We start from the raw sequence: 20,405 nt of genomic DNA on the forward strand, positions 1-20,405 counted from the left end.
GGAACGGTATCCCAGGCGTGCCGGACGAGCCCGGGACGAACGGCTGAGAGAATGACGCCCATGACCACCGAGTCCCCCGTGACCGACGCGTGGCTCGTCGTCCCCCTGTACAACGAGGCCGCTGTGATCGGCGACGTCGTGGCCGCCGCCCGCACCCGGTTCCCGCACGTCGTCTGCGTCGACGACGGCTCGACCGACGGCTCGGCGGCAGCCGCGGCCGCCGCGGGCGCCGTCGTCGTCCACCACCCGTTCAACCTGGGGCAGGGCGCCGCGCTCCAGACCGGCATGCGTTACGTGCTGGAGCAGACGGACGCCGAGTACCTCGTGACCTTCGACGCCGACGGCCAGCACCAGGTCGAGGACGCCGCGGCGATGGTCGAGGTCGCTCGACGGGACGACCTCGCCATCGTCTTCGGCTCACGCTTCCTCGACGAGCGCACCCGCCCCGGGCTGCTCAAGCGGCTGGTGCTGAGGACGGCGGTGTGGGTCACCAACCAGTCCACCGGACTACGGCTGACCGACGCGCACAACGGTCTGCGGGTGATCCGCCGGGACGCCGCGTCGAAGCTCGACCTGCAGCAGAACCGGATGGCGCACGCCACCGAGATCGTCCTGAACCTCGGCCGTACGGGTCTGCCGTGGGCGGAGTACCCCGTGCACGTGCTGTACACGGACTACTCCCGGGGCAAGGGGCAGTCGCTGCTGAACTCCGTGAACATCCTCGTGGACCTGGTGTTCAACTAGATGGGGGCATCGTGCTGATCCAGATCATCCTGCTGGTGGCGATCGCGGTCATCACCGTGCTCCTGACGCGCTCCACCGCGGGTGCACGTCACCAGGCGGTCCGTCGCCTGCTCCTCGTGGGCTTCGTGGTCCTCGCAGCGCTGTCCGTGCTCTTCCCGAGCTGGCTGACGTGGCTGGCCAGGCTCCTCGGCGTCGGCCGCGGCGCAGACCTGCTGCTCTACGCGCTCGTCATCGCCTTCCTCAGCTCCCTCGCGACGACGTACCGGACGACGTCGCTGCTCAACCGGCGGATCACCGTGCTCGCCCGCAAGGTGGCCCTCGCGGAGGCGGCCCTGGCCGTCCAGGAGGACCGCACCTCGACGCTCGACGACCCCTCGGCGCCCGCGGCAGCCCGCCCGGCGCCCGCCGCCGACGGTGCCGCGCCCCGGCCCGACGCCGGCAGCGCCCGCGAGGCCGGCCCTGCCCCGGACCGTCAGACTCGCCGCGAGCTGGGCACCGGCCGGAACGCCACGACCGGCTCGTCTGGCACCGTGGCGCCCTGACGCGGACAATGCCGGTCGCCCCGTAGGATCGGTGATCGTGCCGAGACATGCCAACACGCGCGGGCCACGGGCGTCCCTGACGCGGGCCGTGACGGAGGAACCGCTCAGGTCGCCTCGGCACGCCAGGGTGCTGGACAGCCACCGCGTGCGCCGCCGTGCCGGTGCGGGAGCCCTGGCGGCCATGCTCTTCCTCGGCTCCGGCGTCACGTTCGCGTACAGCGAGCTCCAGGGGAACATCGGCCGGCACGACATCGACAACCTTCTCGGCGACGACCGCCCCTCCACCGTCGCATCGCCCGAGCCCATCGACTCCAAGGCCGGACAGCCGATCAACCTCCTCGTGATGGGGTCCGACATCCGGGAGGGAGAGAGCGACGTGGACGGCGCGGGGGCGGCCGGCGAGGTGGCCGGCATGCGTTCGGACACCACGATGATCGCCCACGTCTCCGCCGACCGGTCCCGGGTCGAGGTGGTCTCGATCCCGCGGGACACCCTGGTCGACGTACCGGCGTGCAAGCTTCCCGACGGCAGGACGACGTCGCCCCAGAACGACGTCATGTTCAACTCGGCGTTCCAGACCGGCGGCCAGACCGGCGACGTGGGTGCTGCGGCGGCCTGCACCATCCGGACCGTCGAGGACCTGACCGGCGTCTACATCGACGACTTCGTCGTCGTGGACTTCGCGGGCTTCAAGAACGTCGTCCAGGCGCTCGACGGCGTACCGCTCTACATCGACAAGCAGATCGACGACCCGTACGCCCAGCTCAAGCTCGCCGCGGGCTGCCAGGTCCTCGACGGTCAGGAGGCCCTCGGGTACGCCCGGGCGCGCAAGACGGTCGACGACGGCTCGGACATCTCGCGCATCGGCCGGCAGCAGCAGCTAGTGGCCGCCATCGCCCGTGAGGCGCTGAGCAAGAACCTCCTCACGGACCTGCCCGCGCTCTACCGGTTCCTCGACGCCGCCACGTCGACCCTCACCACCGGCCCCTACATCGGAGGCCTGCCCACCATGGCGGGGCTCGCGAACTCCTTGCGCGGCCTCGAACCGGGAGCGATCAGCTTCGCGACCATGCCGTTCGAGCCGGCCGGCGCCCGCGTCGTCCCCTCGCCGGCCGCCGAGAAGATGTGGGAGAACCTCAAGGCTGACCGGCCCATCGACGCCACGCTGACCGGAACGGGTGAGGCGCCCACGGCGAAGCCCTCGGACGGGCCGACGTCCACGCCCACGCCCACGCCCACGCCGAGCGAGGACGCCACCGACGACGGCGTGGTCACGGCGGCACCCTCCCCCGAACCCACCGTTCCGGTGTGCACCAAGTGACGGCACCCCGCGCTCGACGTCCAGGGCTACGCTGGCGTCCGCGCGGGTGACAGCGGATCGCCGCGACCGGACGAGCGGAGCACGGAGAGGCATGAGCGAGGACGAGCCGAGGAAGCCGCCACCCAGCTTCCGTCCGGTCTCCGGCGGCCGGCGGCCCGACCCGCGCAGCGCACGCCCGGTCGGTGCTGGCCAGTCGGCGTCCGAACCGGTCCATCCCCGACGCAGCGTCCGGCCGCAGCGCGACCGGCCCGCCCCGGCTCCAGAACCGGTGCGGCGCAGATCGGTGCGCCCGCAGCCGTCGTCCGCCGCCGCGCCGCCGCCCGGGTCGGCCCCGCCGTCGTACCCGCCCGGCGGAGGGCCCGAGCAGCGGCGTCCAGCCACTGCGGGCGGCCCTGCGAGACCGCCGGGCCCGCGGACCGCTCCTGCTCCGCGACGCGCTGCCCCCACCGCCCCGGTCGCCCGCCGGCGGCGGCGCCGCCCCGGCCTGACCGCGGTGGCCGTGCTGGCGGTTCTGCTCCTCGCGTGGCCCATCGGCCTGCTGATCTGGGCGGACACGAAGATCCAGCACACCGAGGCGCTGACGGGCGCACCGAACACCCCGGGAACGACCTACCTCCTCGCGGGCTCGGACTCGCGGGCAGACGGCACCGTCGCAGACGCGACCGAGGGCCAGCGCTCGGACACGATCATGGTGCTGCAGGTACCCAGCTCAGGTCCCGCCGCACTGGTGTCCCTGCCGCGCGACACCCTTGTGGACATCCCCGGTCACGGCATGGACAAGCTCAACGCCTCCTACTCCATCGGCGGTCCGACCCTGCTCACCGAGACGGTCGAGCAGCTCACCGGCCTGACGGTCGACCACTACGTCGAGATCGGGATGGGCGGTGTGCAGAACGTCGTCGACGCGGTGGGCGGGGTGGAGCTGTGCCTCGACTACGACGTGGACGACCAGTTCAGCGGGCTGCGCTGGACCGCCGGGTGCCACACGGCCGACGGCCCTACCGCCCTGGCCTTCGCCCGGATGCGCTACTCGGACCCCAACGGCGACCTCGGGCGCGCGGAGCGGCAGCGGCAGGTGATCGGTGCGGTGATGAAGGAGATCGCCACGCCTGGCACCGTCCTCAACCCGGTCGACCACGTCCAGCTCGTCGAGGCGGGGACGGGTGCTCTGGTCACCGACACGGACACCGGGATCGTCGACCTGGCCCGGCTCGCACTCGCCTTCCGCAGTGCCACAGGCCCGGACGGTGTGATGGGCGCGCCGCCGGTCGCCGACTACGACTACCGGCCCGGCGGCATCGGCTCGACCGTCCTGCTCGACGAGCAGCGGGCCCCCCAGTTCTTCCAGAAGCTGCGGGACGGCGAGCTGACGCCGTCGGACGTGGAGACTGCACCGCGTTAGGTCCCCGGTCCCCGGGCACGCCACGCCGGGTCGGGTCGTTGACCTTTTCGGCCCGGCGCGGGATGTTTTCGCCGTGTCAGCCAGACCGCAGGCCCGACGGTGGGCCCTGGCCGCCGCCCTGGCGACGGCGCTGTCGGCGCTGACCGCAGCCCCGGGCGCCGCCGCACCGTCCGGCCCCGGTCCGCTGCCGTCGACGTCGGTCCGCGCAGGGGCGGTGAGCACGTCGCAGGACTTCTCCGGCGACGGTCTGCCGGACGTCGTCGCCCGCCACGGCACGAGCAAGTCCCTCTACCTCTACCGGGGCAACGGCCGCGGCGGCTTCCAGACCGGCTCCACCCAGATCGGGTGGAACTGGGGCGCCGTCGACACCATCGTCTCCCCCGGTGACTTCAGCGGCGACGGCGTCCCCGACCTCATCGCCCGCCACGGCACGAGCAAGACCCTCTACCTCTACCGGGGCAACGGCCGCGGCGGCTTCCAGACCAGCTCCACCCAGATCGGGTGGAACTGGGGCGCCGTCGACACCATCATCTCCCCCGGCGACTTCACCGGCGACGGCGTCCCCGACCTCATCGCCCGCCACGCCGCCACCAACACCCTCTACCTCTACCGCGGCAACGGCCGCGGCGGCTTCCAGACCAGCTCCACCCAGATCGGGTGGAACTGGGGCGCCGTCGACACCATCATCTCCCCCGGCGACTTCACCGGCGACGGCGTCCCCGACCTCATCGCCCGCCACGCCGCCACCAACACCCTCTACCTCTACCGCGGCAACGGCCGCGGCGGCTTCCAGACCAGCTCCACCCAGATCGGGTGGAACTGGGGCGCCGTCGACACCATCATCTCCCCCGGCGACTTCACCGGCGACGGCGTCCCCGACCTCATCGCCCGCCACGCCGCCACCAACACCCTCTACCTCTACCGCGGCAACGGCCGCGGCGGCTTCCACAGCGGCTCGACCCAGATCGGGTGGAACTGGGGCGCCGTCGACACCATCGTCGGGCTGCCGGGCGGTCGGGCCTCGTCCTCGCCGGGGTCGTCCGTGCCCGTCACGAAACCGTCGGTGTTCGTCTACGGGACGCTGCGCAGCGGGCAGTCCGGGCACTACCTCCTCACGGGCCGAACGGTCGCCGAGGCGTACACCCGCACCCCTCGGCTCGACCTGTACATGGTCCGCGGGACCTCCTACCCGTACGCGGTACCGAACGCGGCGAACGCGACCGGCATCCTGGGTGAACGCATGCACCTGCGTGCGGACCTCTACAACGACACCATCGCGCGCCTCGACAGGTACGAGCGCTACGACCCGGCACAGCCTGCGGACTCGCAGACGTACGTCCGGACCCTCATGACAGACCGCGACGGCGTGTCGTCGTGGGTCTACGTGACGTCGCCCAGGATGTCGAGCTACCTGCGGTCGAACGGGACGATCATCTCCTCCGGCGACTTCCTCCGGCGATGATCCCAGCGGAGAAGGAGAGATGATGCGCACCAGGGCAGCTGCCCTCACCGCCGCGACGTTGGTCGCGCTCGGCGCGGGAGCCGGCACTCTCGCGAGCGCGCAAACCGTACGCGACGGCGCCGGCGACGCGGTCGTGGACCCGGCGGCGACCACGGCGTCCGGCGCCACCACGCCGGAGACCGCGGCTCCGACGCCGGACGCCACCGCACCGTCGCCCGATCTGGCGACGAGCCCGGGCGACGACGCCGCTCCGACGGCAGCGGCGACCTCGCCGGCGCCCCCGGCACCCGCAACGGCGGCTTCCGGCGCCCCGGAGGAGCTCTCCGAGCGAGGGCACGTGGTCAAGGAGATCGGTGACGGGGCTGAGCTGAGCGCCGCAGGGTCGGCGGCCACGCTGTTCGAGCTCACCGTGCTCGACGTGGACGTCTCACGCACGTGCCCTGGTCGCGGCGTGACCCCTGTGCCGGAGCACGGCCACTTCGTGACGGTCGACCTCCGCGCGCACATGGCCGCACAGATGGCCCACGAGGTCCCTCCCGGCACCGACACCTTCCTGCCGCTCATGCCGGAGGCGTTCCAGATCGTCGGCCCCGACGGCACGGTGCAGGACACGGTCGTCTCCGGCTCGGCATGGGCGTGCTTCGACGACGACGCACTGGCACCACCGTTCGTGGAACCGGGCGAGTCGGTGGCCGGGAAGGTCGTGCTCGACTCACGCACCGCCAGCGGCACGGTCGTCTACGACCCGGACGGGACGGGCGGCTGGGAATGGCCGTTCGGCTGACGACGGTCCGCGGGACCGTCGCGGCCGTCGCCACGGTCGCCGCGCTCGTGGCCGGCTGCTCCGCCGGCCCCGCGCCCGCGCCCACGCCCACCGGATCAGGCTCTCCGGGCCCGGTCCCGACGCCTTCGGCCCCTCTGGGTGAGCGGCCGCTCGCTACGGGCGAGTCCGCCTCGCTGCCGTCCGGGACGGAGGGCACCCTCACGCTGACGGTTCAGGACATCGACGTTGTCGAGAGCTGCCCGGGACGGGGAGTTCCCACCGCGGAGCCGGAGCTGGGGCACTTCGTCGTCCTGGACGTCACGGTCAGCTCGGACGGCACGGAGGAACCGGTCCACCTTCCCCCGGGAGCGTTCCACCTCGCCGACACCAGCGGAGCGCTCCAGCGGGTCTCGACCACGGACGCGTCGTGGTCGTGCTTCGAGGACGCGGAGCTCCTGCCGGCGTTCGTGCCGGCCGGCCAGACAGTGACGGGGAAGGTCGTCCTGGACGCGGCCTCCCCGCACGGCCAGGTCCGCTACCCGGCCGGCGAGGAGACCCTGGTCTGGGCGTACTGACCCGACCTCAGCCGCAGCTGACGCTGAACCGCTGCGTGTTGAACAGACCGCCGTCGGTGACGACCGTGCCGGTGGCGACGAACCTCACGTCCGGGCTCAGGATGTTCTCCCGGTGCCCGGGCGAGCTCATGTACGAGCGCATCGCAGCCTCCGGCGAGCTGGCCGCGTCGGACGACCAGTAGATGTTCTCGGCCCAGCCACCGGAGCACCCGGCGGCGGCCGTGTCGGCGTCGAGGGTGGCGTCCGCAGCGTGCTGGAAGTCGTTGCCGTCCATCCACACGGAGTGCTGGAGGGCACCCGCACGCAGGCCGCCCCACAGCTGGAGCGGTGCCACGCCGGCCGCCTGGCGCTCGGCGTTGATGAGCGCCACCATCTGCTGGTCGAAGGAGTCCTGGGCGCCGGCGGACAGACCGCCCGTGCTGCCCGCCTCCTCCTCGGCGGGCGGTGCGGCGGGAGCAGGTGCCGGGGTCTCGTCCGAGGGCTCCGCCGTCGTCGCCTCGGGGGACGGAGCCGCGGCGGGCTCCGGGGAGGGCTCCGCCGCCGCGGTGGGCGCCGGCCCGGGAGTGGCCTCAGCGGTCGGGACCTCGTCCGGCGTCGGGGCCGGGGCCGGGCCGGCCCGCCCCGGCGCGGGGGTCGCCGTCGCGAGGTTCTCGGTCGGGGTCGGCACCGGCTCCGCCTTCACCACGTGAGCGGTGCTCATCTGCGAGACCGGACCGATCGCCGCCTCGGAGACGCCGGCCGCCACGCCGACCCCGACGGCCAGCCCAGCTGCGGCCAGGGCCGCTCGCTTGATCATCTGTCCGCTGCTCCTCGCGTCGGTGTATCGGACCACAGCCGAGGCTAGAGAGCCTCGAGCCGTCCGATAAAGCCGCTCAGGCCGAGCGAGGCGAAGGTCACAGTCCGGTAACGGAGCAGGCCGTCAGCTGCCAGACCGCGGCGGTGCCCCCGCTGTCGACGAGGGTGAAGCCGCTCGAGGTGTCGATGTCCCGGAGCCCGGCGGTCCGGTCGGAGACCTTCGCACCGGACTCCGCGTCGGCCGTGTCCGTGTAGACGTGGGTGACACCCAGCGCCCGAGCGGCCCCGCACACGGCGGGGTCGTCGTGGAGGTCCCGGAAGGAGGCCTCCAGGAGTCGCCTCTCCGCACCCGGGACGGGTCCGAGCTGCGGGAGGACGACGTCGACGCCCGCCAGAGCCGGCAGGTACGCGGACCCGTTGAACGGATCGCCCAGGACGACGGCGTCCGGGGGCAGCCGGTCAGGGAGCCGTTCGATCATCGCGAGCTCCCCTCTGGTGAGCATCGTTCCCCATGCGATCGCGCCGGGCTCGTGGACCGACGCCGTGATCCGGGACTTCAGGTCCCATCGCGCCCCACCGGTGAGGACGACGACCAGCACCAGCAGCGCAACAGGCACCGCCCTCGCCGCGGGTTTGCGGTACCGTCCCGGCACCTGCCGGGTGAGCCGGTCCGCGACCATCCCGAACGCCCCGGACGCGAGGACCACGGCGGGGACGACCGCGAGGGGCGCGATGCGTGCGGCCTGCGTGTACCAGACCCCGGTGACCGTGCGCAGCGGGTTCTCCGGGGGGCCCGCCGCGAGCAGCACCAGGGCGACGGCGACGAGGAGCACGGCGACGAGGCGGCGGCCCCGGCGGTGGCGGAAGGCGAGCACGGCCCCGGCGAGGGCCAGTGCCATGACGACGACGTTGCCGAACCCCATCCCGTACCAGTAGACCTGCGGGGTGTCCGTGATGAGCTTGGCAAGGATGGGCAGGTAGCTGGACGACCCGGCGCGCTCGTAGGACAGGGTGGCGAGGAAGGCCGGGAACGCGGCGAGCAGCACGACGACGGTCGCGAGGACACCTGCCGCCGCCGTGATCCCGGCGACCACCGCCAGGGGGCGTCCGGCAGCCCATCCCTGACGGGCCTGCCGGGCGAGGACCACCGCGACGGGAAGCCCGCCGAGGGCGAGCATCGAGAAGGCTCCGGATCCGTGAGCCAGTGCCACGCCCGCACCGGCGGCGAGCAGGGCGAGCGCCGCGGAGGCCTTCGCCGGCCAGAACCAGCGGGTGCGGAGGGCGACGACGAGGACCGTGAGCGCGCCCGGCAGCAGCGCCATGCTCAGCCCCATGGGCTCCTGCGCCAGGACCGTCAGCACGACCACCGGAAAGGCGACGAAGGTCGCCGCCAGCACCGGCGCCACGAGGACGGGAAGATCGCGCTGGTGCACCATGACGCGGGTGAACGCGGCCATCCCGACCAGCCAGACCGGTGCTCCCACCACGAGCGCCGCCGTGTTGGCCGCGGGGACGACCGATGTGAACCCGGGGGCCACCGCGACCAGCGCGTGCCAGACCGACGGGTAGTAGGTGGGCCTGCCGCCGTAGAGCGGGGCGAGCCCGCCGAGGACCGAGGCGTTGCCGGTGTCCTGGATCGACGCGATCGCGTTGAGGTGGAACACCGCGTCCCAGGCCTGTGCCGGGGACTCCGGCGTGGTCATGGCCGCTGCCATCGGCCCGCCGACCAGGACGCACGCGACGAGCGTCGACCCGAGGAGCGGCCACGCCGAGCGGTAGGGCAGCGGAGGCGGGAGCCACAGGGCGTGACGCTCGTCGGTGCTCCGGCGCTGCGCCGTGCCGAGGACCAGACCCGCAGCGACGGCGAGCAGGATCCCGCCGCACACGCCCGCCGCCGCCGTGAGAAGGTTCCAGCGGACCCCGACCAGCGGGTAGACCAGCCCCAGGACGCCTGCGAGCGCCGTGCTCACCGCCGGTGCGGCCCCCAGGGCCACGAGGCCTCTGACGCCGAGCGGACGCAGGAACGCCCACCCGGGAAGGAGCAGACCCGCCCACAGCAGCAGGCCCGGCGGCGCCACGCCGGCCCAGGTCATGCCGACCTCCGGTCGCCCCGCGGCAGGGGCCGACGATCAACGGCAGGTCCGGGCGCGGCTCCCGTCCCAGCCGTCTGCTGCACGGATGGAACGTATCAGCGCGGGCACCGGGAGACGGCGTTCCGCTCGCAGGCGCGCCACGCGCGCCCTGGCGCGGGGCCCGGCGCGGCGTCACCCGGCATGGTTCGCTGGAGGGCATGGCCCACGTGAACGAGCCCGACGTCATCCGCCGCCTGCTGACCACGCCCGGACGATGGGCCGTCGTCGGCCTGTCCGAGAACCGCGCCCGTACCGCCTACAGCATCGCGAGGTATCTCCAGGACGACCTCGGCATGGAGATCGTGCCGGTCCACCCGAAGGCGGAGACCGTCCACGGCGCGACCGGCTACGCCACCCTGGCCGAGGTGCCCGGCCGCATCGACGTCGTCGACGTCTTCGTGCGGTCCGAGCTGGCCGGAGCCGTCGTCGACGAGGCCATCGCCGTCGGCGCCGGAGCGGTGTGGCTGCAGCTCGGGGTCGTGGACGAGGCCGCGGCGGAACGGGCCCGCACCGCCGGCCTCGACGTCGTCATGGACACCTGCCCCGCCATGGAGGCTCCTGCGCTGGGCATCGGCTGACGCGACGGCGGCGGAGCGCAGCCCGGCCGGTCAGGCCGTCGCCGGCGCCCTCCGGCGTGCCACGGCGACGGGGGCGGGACGACGCCGCAGCGTCCGGTCGATCCAGCGGCGGAACGGCGGCCCGGTGCGCTTCTCCACCTGGTGGACGAGCCAGGCGAGGACCATCGAGACCGCGACGGCGGCCCCGAGGACGACCCACCGGTTCGCGTGCCCGGCAAGGTTGTCGATCACCCACCAGCCCCAGAACTCGTGGATGAGGTAGAGCGGGTAGGTCAGGGCGCCGACCGGCAGGAGCCAGGCCCACGGCAGGCGTTGAACCCGGGTGAGGGTCAGGACCGCCACGACGGCGAAGCAGCCGACGGTCAGCACGCCGAGCACCCACGGGTTCGGGGTGAAGACGGTGTTCGTGCTCACCGAGTGCATCTGCCACGGCACGGTGTTGCGCACGGCGAGCCCGGCGTTCATGGCCACCAGGAGCCAGGGAACCAGCGACTGCCCCTGGCGGTGCATGAGGTAGATCAGCATCCCGCCCGCGAAGAACGGGGCGTACTGCTCGATGAGCGCCACCCGCAGCCAGGGCACCTGCAGCTCGAACACCACGTGCGCGGCGAGCGGCCAGAGCGCGCACGCCCAGAGCAGGCGCCGTCGGGTGATGCCCCAGGCGACGAACAGCACCATGAGCCCGTAGAACCGCAGCTCGGTCCACAGCGTCCAGTAGACGCCGTCGACGTGCCGGACGCCGAAGGCCTCCTGGAACATGGTGAGGTTCACCAGCGCCTCCCCCACGCTGATGTCCTTGCCGGCCGGCCAGATCCACAGCAGCAGCACCGAGGTCGCGATGACCGCGATCCAGTACGACGGGTACAGGCGCGCCACGCGGGAGGCGATGACGTGCGGGACGTCCCGCCCCCAGGCGGTCATGAGGATCGCGAACCCCGAGATGACGAAGAACAGCTCGGGGCCGAGCACGCCGTAGATGATGACCGGACCGATCTCGGGGAAGACCTCGCCCGGCTCGGCGCCCCACACCTGCGACCACCGGGCGGCGAAGTGGTACACGACGACGGCGAGCGCCGCGAGGAACCGCAGACCGTCGATGGCGTACAGGCGCGGCCGTGCCGTGCCACCCTCGGGCGCGAGGGATTCCGGGGACCTCCGCCCGGCCGGGGCGGCAGGCGTTGACGTGGCGACCATCGCCCCCACCGTAGGAGCGACCTAGTGCCTCCGCATCCCCGAGGTCACGATCTGGTCACGACGACGGAGCGGCCGCGCCGTTCCTTCCCGCGCCCTCCGGCCGGTCCGCGAGTGCCGAGGTGGTGTTGCGCACACTGCGACCGGTCGACGCCCCGACGTCCGCTCCGGCTGGACGTCAGCTCGCGCGTACCTCGGCCGTCCGGCGCGCGCCCATGGCCGCGACGCGCCGACGGGAGGCCGCCATCGAGGGTGTCTCGACCTCGTGCCCGTGCTCGGCGAGCCAGCTGGCCCAGTCGGTCACCTCGGGATACCGCTTGAGCAGGGCGCGCCGTTCCCGCTCTGTCATCCCGCCCCACACGCCGAACTCGGTGGCGCTGGAGAGTGCCTCGACCAGGCACGCCATGCGCACCGGGCAGGAGAAGCAGAGCTCCCGCGCGGTGCGCTGCGCGGCACCACGCACGAACAGGGTGTCGGGTGAGGTCTGCGCACAGGCAGCGGAACCCGCCCACGTCCGGTCATCGATCACGCTGGTCCTCCTCGTGCACGCCGGCCGGGTCAGCGGCCGAACCGTGAGCTGGTGCGCCGGCTCGTCAGCGTCGTTGCCACGACGGGCCGAACGGCATGGCTCAAGCACACACGGAAAACCGGACGCCCGTAACCCGGTCGGCTGGGCGAGGCGCGGGTGAAATCGGACGCCCCACCCTGAGGGTGAGGCGGGGTTCCGAGGGGTTACAGCTCCGGAGCGTCCGGTCAGCCGATGCGCCGGGGACCCGCCTGCCAGGCCTCCCAGGCGCTGCGGATGATGTCCGTGAGACCGTGCTCGGCCTTCCAGGACAGCACGTCGCGGATGAGGTCCGGCGAGGCGATGAGCTGCGGCGGGTCACCCGGGCGCCGTGGCTCGACGTCGGCCGTGACGTCCAGGCCCGAGACGGCGCCGATCTCCTCGACGACCTGACGGACGGACGCCCCGGTCCCGGTGCCGACGTTGAGGACGCGGTCGTTCAGCGGGACGTCGGAGGTCAGGTGGTCCATGGCCGCCAGGTGGGCGTGGGCGAGGTCGAGGACGTGGATGTAGTCGCGGATGCACGTACCGTCCGGCGTCGGGTAGTCGTCGCCGAAGATCTTGGGCCGCTCCCCCTTCGCGAGGCGGTCGAGCACCATGGGTACGAGGTTGAGCACGGCGGGGTCGCCGAGCTCGGGCCAGCCGGCCCCTGCGACGTTGAAGTACCGCAGCCCGGCCCAGCGCAGACCCCAGGCCCGCTCGCAGTCGGCGAGCATCCACTCGCCGACGAGCTTGGTCTCGCCGTAGGGGTTGATCGGGCGGCACTCCGTCGTCTCCGTGACCACCTCGACGGGCGGCATGCCGTACACGGCCGCGGAGGAGGAGAAGATCATGTTCGCCACCCCGGTGCCCTCCATGGCGCCGAGCACGTTGGCGAGACCACCGACGTTCTGCCGGTAGTACCAGGTGGGCCGCGCCACCGACTCCCCCACCTGCTTCTTGGCGGCGAAGTGGATCACCGAGGTGACCGCGCGCTCGCGCATCACCAGCTCCAGGCTCTCCTGGGCGTCCGGCGCGGCCACGTCGAGCTCGACCAGCGTGGCCTCCCCCACCCGGTCCGCCGCACCCGTGGACAGGTCGTCGACGACGACGACGTCCTCGCCGCGGTGGAGCAGGAGTCGGACCACGTGCGCGCCGATGTAGCCGGCGCCGCCGATGACGAGGGTGCTCATGGCCGCAACCCTAACGGGCTGCTCAGGCGCCGAACCCCACCCGGCTCGAACGCTGCGCCCGCAGGCGAGCGCCCTTCTCCCTCGCGACCTGGCGCAGCCCCTCCTGGAAGGTGACCATCTGCTCGCGCAGGCGGGCGGCGTCGTCGTCCGTGCCGGAGGCGAGGATGCGGGCGGCGAGCAGGCCGGCGTTACGGGCGCCGCCGATCGAGACCGTCGCGACGGGCACGCCGGCGGGCATCTGGACGATCGAGAGGAGCGAGTCCATCCCGTCGAGGTGCTGCAGTGGGACGGGGACGCCGATCACCGGCAGCGGGGTGACGGCGGCGAGCATGCCCGGCAGGTGCGCCGCTCCCCCGGCGCCGGCGACGATGACGCGCAGCCCGCGCCCGGCCGCCTCGCGGCCGTAGTCGATCATCTCGGTGGGCATGCGGTGCGCCGAGACGACGTCGACCTCGACCTCCACGTCGAACTCGCCGAGGACGTCGGCGGCGTCCTTCATGACCGGCCAGTCGGAGTCCGAACCCATGACGATCCCGACCGCTGCACCCATCGCTGCCTCCTGTAGTCGTGACCGGCCTGCGCCGGCTCCCGGCCGTCAGTCTCCCACCGGCGCCGCCGTGCGTACCGCCTCAGCGGTCCACGTGGTCGGAGTCGTCCTCGGTGATGCTCTCGACCTCGAGGCCGTCGCCACGCAGCAGCGCCACCGCACCGTGGGCAACCCGGCGTGCCTCGGCCAGGTCCGGCCCTGTCACGGTCACGTGCCCGAGCTTGCGGCCGGGACGCACCTCCTTGCCGTACAGGTGCACCTTCGCCTCGGGGTAGCGGGCCATGAGCTCCGGGTAGGCCGTGCGCGGGTCCTGCAGGGCGGAGCCGAGCAGGTTCACCATGACGGAGTGCTCCGCGCTCGCCCCGGTCCCGCCGAGCGGCCAGTCCAGGACGGCGCGCAGGTGCTGCTCGAACTGGCTCGTCACGGCCCCGTCGATGGTCCAGTGCCCCGAGTTGTGAGGCCGCATGGCGAGCTCGTTGACCACGAGGCGCGAGCTGCCGTCGTCGTGGTGCACCTCGAACATCTCGACGGCGAGGACCCCGGTGACCCCGAGCCCGACGGCGATCCGCTCGCCGACCTCCCGGGCCCGGGCGGCCGTCGCCTCGTCGAGGTCAGGAGCGGGGGCGAGCACCTCGAAGCAGACGCCGTCCTGCTGCACGGTCTGGACGACCGGCCAGGACCGCACCTCGCCCGCACCGTCGGGACCGCCCGTGGGCCGGCGTGCCACGAGCACCGCGAGCTCCCGGGTGAACGGCACCTTCTCCTCCGCGAGCAGCGCGTCGCCGGGCGCCAGCGCCTCGAGCCAGTCCGCCGCCTCGACGGCGGAGCGCACGACCCGCACCCCCTTGCCGTCGTAGCCGCCCCGGGCCGTCTTGACGACGACGGGCCAGCCGGTGGCGTCACCGAAGGCGGCCAGCCCGGCCTCGGTGCGGACGGCGGCCCACGCGGGGCAGGGGGCGCCGACCTCGGTGAGCCGGGTGCGCATGACGATCTTGTCCTGGGCGTGGACCAGGGCGTCGGGGCCCGGGCGGACGGGGACGCCGTCGGCCTCGAGCTCGCGCAGGAGGTCGTTCGGGACGTGCTCGTGCTCGAACGTGAGCACCTGCGCGCCGTCGACGAGCGCACGCACGGCCGAGGCGTCCGAGGCGGCCCCCACCGGGGCGTCCGGGACCACCTGGGCGGTGGCGACCGTCGGTGACTCCACCAGCACCCGCAGGTGCACGCCCAGCGCGATGGCCTGCTGCTGCATCATCCGGGCCAGCTGGCCCCCGCCCACGACTGCCACGACCGGTGCATCCACGATCGTCGAGCCTAGCCGCGGATACGCTGGGACGGTGACCAGGTCCGGCATCGAGAACGCCACGGAGCACGACACCCCGGGCGCCGACCTTGCGCCGGGCCTCGTGAGGCGGTTCCTCAAGGGGCAGAGCCTCGGCGCCTGGCTGCTCGAGGTGGTCCGCTTCTGCGCCGTCGGTGGCCTCGCCTTCGTCGTCGACGTCGGCCTGTTCAACCTCCTGCGGTTCGGGCCCGGTGAGGTTCTGGGCGAGAAGCCGCTGACGGCCAAGGTCGTCTCGGTGACTGTCTCGGTGCTGGTGGCCTGGCTGGGCAACCGGTACTGGACCTTCTCGGCGACGCGGCGAGAGTCCCGGCGCCGCGAGCTGACGATGTTCGTGCTGGTCAACCTCGGCGGCATGGCCATCGCGGTCGGGTGCCTGGCGGTCAGCCACTACGTGCTCGGGTTCACGTCACCGCTCGCGGACAACATCGCCGCCAACGGGGTCGGCCTCGTCCTCGGCACGGCGTTCCGGTACGTCTGCTACCGGTACCTCGTCTTCACGGCGGAGCGCCCGGAGCCGGCCGACCGGCACTGACCCCGGCCCGCCGGCGGCTGGTTGCCTGCCTACCTGCGCCGGCGCCGCCGCCCCACGGTGACGAGCGCCCCCTGGGGCAGGACCACGTCCGGGTCCAGGGCCGCGGGCAGGGAGTTCAGGAAGACGGTGAAGATCGGAGGGCGACGCTGCCGCAGCTCGAGGCGACCGCCGTCGGCCGCGACGAGGTCCTTGGCGAGCGCCAGGCCGAGCCCGGTGCCGGAACCGCCGGAGACGTGCTTGGTGAAGATGTCCGGGGCGAGCTCGTCGCTGACGCCCGGGCCCTCGTCCGCGACGTCGATGAACACGCCCTTGCCCGTGCCGGAGGCGGCGCGCGTGCGCACCGTCGTCGTCCCCGCGCCGTACTTCAGCGAGTTCTCGATCAGCGTGGCGAGCACCTGGGCCAGGGACCCGGGCGAGGCGAGGACCGCGACCCCGGCTTCGTCGTCGAAGAGGAGCTCGCGACCCGCCTGCTCGAAGCTGGGACCCCACTCCTCCTGCTGCTGGGCGAACACCTCGTCCAGGTGGAGGGCCTCGGTGGTGCCGCCGGAGGAGGACCGGGAGGTCTTGAGCAGGTCCTCCACCACGCCGGTGAGGCGCTCCAGCTGCTCGAGCGAGACACGTGCCTCCTCGCGGACCTCCTCCTGCTCGGAGACGGCGAGGATCTCCTCCAGCCGCATCGACAGCGCGGTCAGCGGGGTGCGCAGCTGGTGGGAGGCGTCCGCGGCGAACTGGCGCTCGGCGGCGAGCCGGCCGGCCATCCGGTCCGAGGAGCGCGCGAGCTCGGCGGCGACGAGGTCGATCTCCTCGACCCCCGAGGGCTTCATGCGCGGGCGCACCTGGCCGGAGCCGAGCTGCTCGGCGGACGCGGCGAGGTAGATGAGCGGCGCGGAGAGCTTCCGCGCCTGTCTCCGGGCGACGATCACCCCGACGGCCTCGGCGGCCAGCGCGCCGGCGACGATGAGCACCACCACCCGGGCCACCTGCCACTGCACGTCGGCGGCGTCGACGTACATGCGGATCGTCGCCCCGGACGGGGTGATCTGGAGCGACTGCAGCACGCGCCCCTCCATGGGGGGCCCGGCGCGGTACTCCCCGCCGTCGGGCCCGCGCACCAGGATCGAGGCCTCGTGCTGGACGTTGCCGCCCACCCACGGCTCGAGCATCGAGTCGTCGAGCTTCTCCCCGAGGTTGATCCGCCGCTCGACGGACCGCCCGAGCGAGGAGACCCGCAGGTCCAGGGTCGCCCGCTCGGCCTCCCAGACGAAGATCCCGCCGAAGACGGCCATCGGGACACCGAGGATGAGCACCGCCACCGTCACGGCGACGACGATCATCTGGATGGCGCGACGGCGCACTGAAACCTAGTTCCCGGCGGTCTCGAAGCGGAAGCCCATGCCCCGCACGGTGGTGATGTACTTCGGGTCGTTGGCGTCGTCGCCGAGCTTGCGGCGCAGCCAGGACACGTGCATGTCGAGCGTCTTCGTGGACCCGGTGGGGTCGGTCCCCCACACCTCGCGCATGAGGGTCTCGCGCCCGACGACGGAGCCCGCCTCCCGCACCAGGACCCGGAGGAGCTCGAACTCCTTCGCCGTCAGGTGCATCTCGCGGGTGCCGCGGAACGCGCGGTGCGCGGCGACGTCGACGCGCACGTCCTGCGCGACGAGCTCGTCCTCCTCGGTGATGTCCCCGCCGGCCCGGCGCAGCAGCGCACGGACACGCGCGAGCAGCTCGGCGAGGCGGAACGGCTTGGTGACGTAGTCGTCCGCGCCCGCGTCGAGGCCGACGACCAGATCGACCTCGTCCGCGCGCGCCGTGAGCACCAGGATCGGGAGGGTCAGCCCCTGGTTGCGGATGTGCCGCGCGACGTCCAGACCGTCCATGTCGGGCAGGCCGAGGTCGAGAACGACGAGGTCCACGCCGTTCGCGAGGTCGTCGATCGCGGCCTGTCCTGTCCCGTGCGGACGGACCTCGTAGCCCTCACGCCCGAGGGCGCGGGCGAGCGGTTCAGCGATGGCGGGGTCGTCCTCGACGAGCAGTACGTTGGTCACGCTCGTCATCGTAGGGCAGATTGCCAAGAACTGGTCAAGTAACCCTCACCTGTGAACGACGTCGCAGGTCAAGGGGTCGACGGCGCACGCCCTGCGGCCGGACCGGCGGGCCTTTCGTCCCGTTCGGCGGCCGGGCCCCCGCTGCTCGGACGGGCTGCCGGCACGCTCCCGTCAGGCGTCCGCGTCCACTCGGCCGGGCTGCAGGTCCGGTCCCGCGGGCGCCTCCCGCGGGCGCCTCCCGCGGCCCTCAGCCGGGCCGACGCCGGAGCTCGATCGGCGTCACCTCGCCCAGTCCCTGCAGCTCGGCGACGGCGCGCGGCACCATCGTGTACATCGCCGCCGCCGGGAGGGTCGCGAAGGTGTCCGCCGTCGAGCGGTCCAGGAGGATGGTGCCGGCGGGTGCGACGTCGACCAGGCGCGACGCGAGGTTCACCGTCGGGCCGAAGATGTCCCCGTTGCGCGAGATCACCCCGCCCCAGACGACCGAGGCCCGCACGGGCAGCATGTTCTCCCGCGCCTGGAGCTCGGCGAGGAGGCGGACGGTGACCTCCGCACCCGTCGGCAGGTCGTCCGCGACGTACAGGATGGCGTCGCCGATCGTCTTGACCACGCGGGCGCCGTGGCTGGTGATGACGTCGCGTGAGGTGTACTCGAACGTCTGCACCAGCTCGGCCAGCGCACGCGAGCCCAGCTCGGTGGAGCGGCGGGTGTAGGCGACCATGTCGATGAACCCCACCGCGCGCTGCAGCGGCATGCGGAACGGGTCCACGTCCGGGCGGCGGCTGTCGGCCACCTCCGCCTCGGTGCGCACCATGAGCGCGGCGAGCTGCCGGCGCCACGAGTAGTCGAGCTGGGCCTGCAGGACGTCGACGATGCCGGGCAGCTTGTCGAGCACCACCAGCCGCGCGGAGACGTCGTCCAGCGCCATGTTGCGGGCCGCCCCCTCGGCGAGCGCCTCCGTCTGCCAGAGCACGAGGCGGTCCGTGGTGTGGGACTGGGCCCGCAGCAGCGAGATGGCCGTGTTGGTGTCGATGCGGCCGGCGTCGATGAGCTGACCCATGACGCGCAGCGCGTTGACGTCGCTGTCGCCGAACAGCACCGCGTCGTCGGTGACGTTGGGGAAGCCCATCGCCTTCCAGAACGTGCGGGCGAAGTCGACGCTCACCCCGGCCAGCTCGGCCAGCTCGCGGACCGTGTACCGCTCCGACCCGCCGAGGAGCTGCTCGACCGACGCGCGGACCGTGGAGGAGTAGACCTCGCCGCCCGACGCCTCGCCGATGTCGTCAGCACGTGGCCCGTCCGGCAGGCCGATCGGGTCGGTGCGGAGCGCGTCGATCCCCTTGGCCTGGGGGGCGGCACCGCGTGTGTCCTCGCTCACCCCCCGAGCCTAACGGGCCGTCGGCGGGGTCCGGATGTGCCGGACGTCCCCCGCGGCGACGGCCTCGACGCCGACGCCGGTGTCGATCAGGAGGCGGCCGTCGGCGTCGAGGTCGACGGCGCGTCCGTGCCGCTCGGCGCCGCCCGGGAGCTCCGCCCGCACCGGCAGCCCGAGGGTCGCGCACACCGCGCGGACCTGGTCCCGCAGCCCCGCGGCGTCCGCGTCCCCGCCCGCCGCCTCCCACGCGTGCACGAGCGGGACCAGCTCCTCACCGACGAGGTCGAGCGCCGTCGCCGGGTCCACGTCGGCCCCGAGCAGGCGCAGCGACGCCGCCCAGGGCACGGGCAGCTCGCGCTGGGCGACGTTGAGCCCGATGCCGAGGACCACGGCGGTCGCCGCGTGGCCGGACGCGTCCCCCGCGGCGCTCGGCCAGCTGCCGCCGGGCACCACCTCGGCGAGGATCCCGGCGACCTTGCGATCACGCCCCCACCCCTCGACGTCGGCCGCCCCGGCGTCGACGGCGAGGACGTCGTTCGGCCACTTCACGCCCGTGCGGACCCCCGCAGGCAGCAGGCGCCCGCACGCGCGCTGCACGGCGAGACCGGCGAGCAGCGGGACCCAGCCGAGCCGGTCGGCCGGGACCGCTGTGCGCAGCAGCACGGAAGCGGTCAGCGCCTGACCGGGCGGCGTCTCCCACGAGCGGCCGGCGCGCCCGCGTCCCGCGTCCTGGTGGTCGGCCACGAGGACCGACAGGTGCGGCCAGGCGTCGGGGTCCGCCGCGGCAGCGTCCCGCAGGTCGGCGTTCGTCGAGCCGGTGCGGGGCACACGGACGACGCGGGTGAAGGTGGGGCTGTCGGTCACGGGACAAGCCAACCACCGTTCACCCGGCCGCCCGCCCACCGCCCGGCGGGATGCCCGCTCCTGCAGACTGCGCGGCGCGCGCAGCCCGCCCCGGCAACCGACGCGCCCGCCCGCCTTGCACCTGTAAGTGCTTCTGCGGACGTTCAGTCGTCCCACGCACACTTCATCTGCGCAGAACCACTGACGGAGCGCAGAACCACTGACGGAGCGCAGAACCACTGACGGAACGGGCGCCGACGGCGGATCGCGTGCGCCGCAGCCCGACCCAGTTGTGGAGTTCCGACAAGGCCACCCCGTCGAACACGCATCACTCCCGCAGCGAGCGGTGGGGATGCGACAACTACTCTGGCCGACGTGACCGAATCCCGCGTGCGCCCCGACCAGCCGACGGCCCCCGAAGACTCCGCGGCGCCGGCCCCCACCGAGACCACGTCCGCGCAGGCGTCCCCGGCGACGCT

General features: G+C 73.2%; 20 protein-coding genes. 9 read left to right on the forward strand and 11 right to left on the reverse strand.

Annotated features, from left to right (window positions below; translation table 11 throughout):
- The first annotated feature begins 60 nt into the window (after positions 1–60).
- From ATJ97_RS05860 to ATJ97_RS05890, 7 genes are all read left to right on the forward strand, one after another.
- Positions 61–744: a glycosyltransferase family 2 protein gene (locus ATJ97_RS05860; RefSeq protein ID WP_425432732.1), complete on the forward strand. Its 684-nt coding sequence runs from the start codon at positions 61–63 to the stop codon at positions 742–744.
- 11 nt (positions 745–755) lie between these two features.
- Positions 756–1,286, forward strand: coding sequence for a DUF2304 domain-containing protein (locus ATJ97_RS05865; protein ID WP_098482933.1), 531 nt, complete (start codon positions 756–758; stop codon positions 1,284–1,286).
- A gap of 127 nt (positions 1,287–1,413) precedes the next feature.
- The gene (locus ATJ97_RS05870) at positions 1,414–2,607 is read left to right on the forward strand and encodes an LCP family protein (RefSeq protein WP_098482934.1); all 1,194 of its coding nucleotides are present in this window, start codon (positions 1,414–1,416) and stop codon (positions 2,605–2,607) included.
- 499 nt (positions 2,608–3,106) lie between these two features.
- The gene (locus ATJ97_RS05875; protein WP_245862184.1) at positions 3,107–4,009 is read left to right on the forward strand and encodes an LCP family protein; all 903 of its coding nucleotides are present in this window, start codon (positions 3,107–3,109) and stop codon (positions 4,007–4,009) included.
- Between the two features lie 73 nt (positions 4,010–4,082).
- Positions 4,083–5,471 carry an FG-GAP-like repeat-containing protein gene (locus ATJ97_RS05880; protein ID WP_098482936.1) on the forward strand — a complete coding sequence of 463 codons (1,389 nt, stop codon included), beginning with the start codon at positions 4,083–4,085 and terminating at the stop codon, positions 5,469–5,471.
- A 22-nt stretch (positions 5,472–5,493) separates the two neighbouring features.
- Positions 5,494–6,255 carry a hypothetical protein gene (locus ATJ97_RS05885; RefSeq protein WP_143426882.1) on the forward strand — a complete coding sequence of 254 codons (762 nt, stop codon included), beginning with the start codon at positions 5,494–5,496 and terminating at the stop codon, positions 6,253–6,255.
- The gene (locus ATJ97_RS05890; protein ID WP_098482938.1) at positions 6,240–6,809 is read left to right on the forward strand and encodes a hypothetical protein; all 570 of its coding nucleotides are present in this window, start codon (positions 6,240–6,242) and stop codon (positions 6,807–6,809) included. Before ATJ97_RS05885 ends, ATJ97_RS05890 begins: the two co-directional genes overlap by 16 nt.
- Positions 6,810–6,816: 7 nt before the next feature.
- On the opposite strand, the gene ATJ97_RS05895 is transcribed toward ATJ97_RS05890, so the two are convergent.
- Both ATJ97_RS05895 and ATJ97_RS05900 read right to left on the reverse strand, forming a co-directional pair.
- Positions 6,817–7,605, reverse strand: a complete 789-nt coding sequence (locus tag ATJ97_RS05895) for a CAP domain-containing protein (RefSeq protein ID WP_098482939.1) — start codon at positions 7,603–7,605, stop codon at positions 6,817–6,819.
- Between the two features lie 97 nt (positions 7,606–7,702).
- Positions 7,703–9,697 (reverse strand): DUF6541 family protein, encoded by a 1,995-nt coding sequence (locus ATJ97_RS05900; protein WP_098482940.1) that lies wholly within the window; start codon positions 9,695–9,697, stop codon positions 7,703–7,705.
- Between the two features lie 197 nt (positions 9,698–9,894).
- On the opposite strand from ATJ97_RS05900, the gene ATJ97_RS05905 reads away from it, so the two are divergent.
- Entirely contained in the window at positions 9,895–10,314 is a 420-nt protein-coding gene (locus tag ATJ97_RS05905) for a CoA-binding protein (RefSeq protein WP_098482941.1), read from the forward strand.
- A gap of 30 nt (positions 10,315–10,344) precedes the next feature.
- Here ATJ97_RS05905 and ATJ97_RS05910 read toward each other — a convergent pair whose 3' ends face one another.
- The 5 genes from ATJ97_RS05910 to ATJ97_RS05930 all read right to left on the reverse strand — a co-directional run bounded on the left by ATJ97_RS05910 (position 10,345) and on the right by ATJ97_RS05930 (position 15,089).
- Positions 10,345–11,508 carry an acyltransferase family protein gene (locus ATJ97_RS05910; RefSeq protein WP_098482942.1) on the reverse strand — a complete coding sequence of 388 codons (1,164 nt, stop codon included), beginning with the start codon at positions 11,506–11,508 and terminating at the stop codon, positions 10,345–10,347.
- Positions 11,509–11,683: 175 nt separating this feature from the next.
- A complete protein-coding gene (locus ATJ97_RS05915) occupies positions 11,684–12,034 on the reverse strand; it encodes a WhiB family transcriptional regulator (protein ID WP_245862187.1) in 351 nt (116 codons plus the stop codon).
- Positions 12,035–12,258: 224 nt separating this feature from the next.
- Entirely contained in the window at positions 12,259–13,242 is a 984-nt protein-coding gene (galE, locus tag ATJ97_RS05920; RefSeq protein WP_098482943.1) for a UDP-glucose 4-epimerase GalE, read from the reverse strand.
- A gap of 22 nt (positions 13,243–13,264) precedes the next feature.
- Positions 13,265–13,792, reverse strand: a complete 528-nt coding sequence (gene purE, locus ATJ97_RS05925) for a 5-(carboxyamino)imidazole ribonucleotide mutase (RefSeq protein WP_098482944.1) — start codon at positions 13,790–13,792, stop codon at positions 13,265–13,267.
- Between the two features lie 79 nt (positions 13,793–13,871).
- On the reverse strand, positions 13,872–15,089 hold the full coding sequence (locus ATJ97_RS05930) for a 5-(carboxyamino)imidazole ribonucleotide synthase (RefSeq protein WP_098482945.1): 1,218 nt from the start codon (positions 15,087–15,089) through the stop codon (positions 13,872–13,874).
- 34 nt (positions 15,090–15,123) lie between these two features.
- On the opposite strand from ATJ97_RS05930, the gene ATJ97_RS05935 reads away from it, so the two are divergent.
- Complete coding sequence (locus tag ATJ97_RS05935; RefSeq protein ID WP_342746866.1) at positions 15,124–15,660, forward strand: GtrA family protein; 537 nt, start codon at positions 15,124–15,126, stop codon at positions 15,658–15,660.
- Positions 15,661–15,689: 29 nt separating this feature from the next.
- Here the strand turns inward: ATJ97_RS05935 and ATJ97_RS05940 are convergent, their stop codons facing one another.
- The 4 genes from ATJ97_RS05940 to ATJ97_RS05955 all read right to left on the reverse strand — a co-directional run bounded on the left by ATJ97_RS05940 (position 15,690) and on the right by ATJ97_RS05955 (position 19,947).
- Positions 15,690–17,015: an ATP-binding protein gene (locus ATJ97_RS05940; RefSeq protein WP_098482947.1), complete on the reverse strand. Its 1,326-nt coding sequence runs from the start codon at positions 17,013–17,015 to the stop codon at positions 15,690–15,692.
- 6 nt (positions 17,016–17,021) lie between these two features.
- A complete protein-coding gene (locus tag ATJ97_RS05945; RefSeq protein ID WP_098482948.1) occupies positions 17,022–17,708 on the reverse strand; it encodes a response regulator transcription factor in 687 nt (228 codons plus the stop codon).
- Between the two features lie 247 nt (positions 17,709–17,955).
- On the reverse strand, positions 17,956–19,086 hold the full coding sequence (locus ATJ97_RS05950; protein WP_098482949.1) for an adenylate/guanylate cyclase domain-containing protein: 1,131 nt from the start codon (positions 19,084–19,086) through the stop codon (positions 17,956–17,958).
- Between the two features lie 9 nt (positions 19,087–19,095).
- Entirely contained in the window at positions 19,096–19,947 is an 852-nt protein-coding gene (locus ATJ97_RS05955; RefSeq protein WP_098482950.1) for a biotin--[acetyl-CoA-carboxylase] ligase, read from the reverse strand.
- Positions 19,948–20,405 lie beyond the last annotated feature (458 nt).

Origin of the sequence: Georgenia soli (assembly GCF_002563695.1) — a bacterium.
Classification (GTDB): Bacteria; Actinomycetota; Actinomycetes; order Actinomycetales; family Actinomycetaceae; genus Georgenia; species Georgenia soli.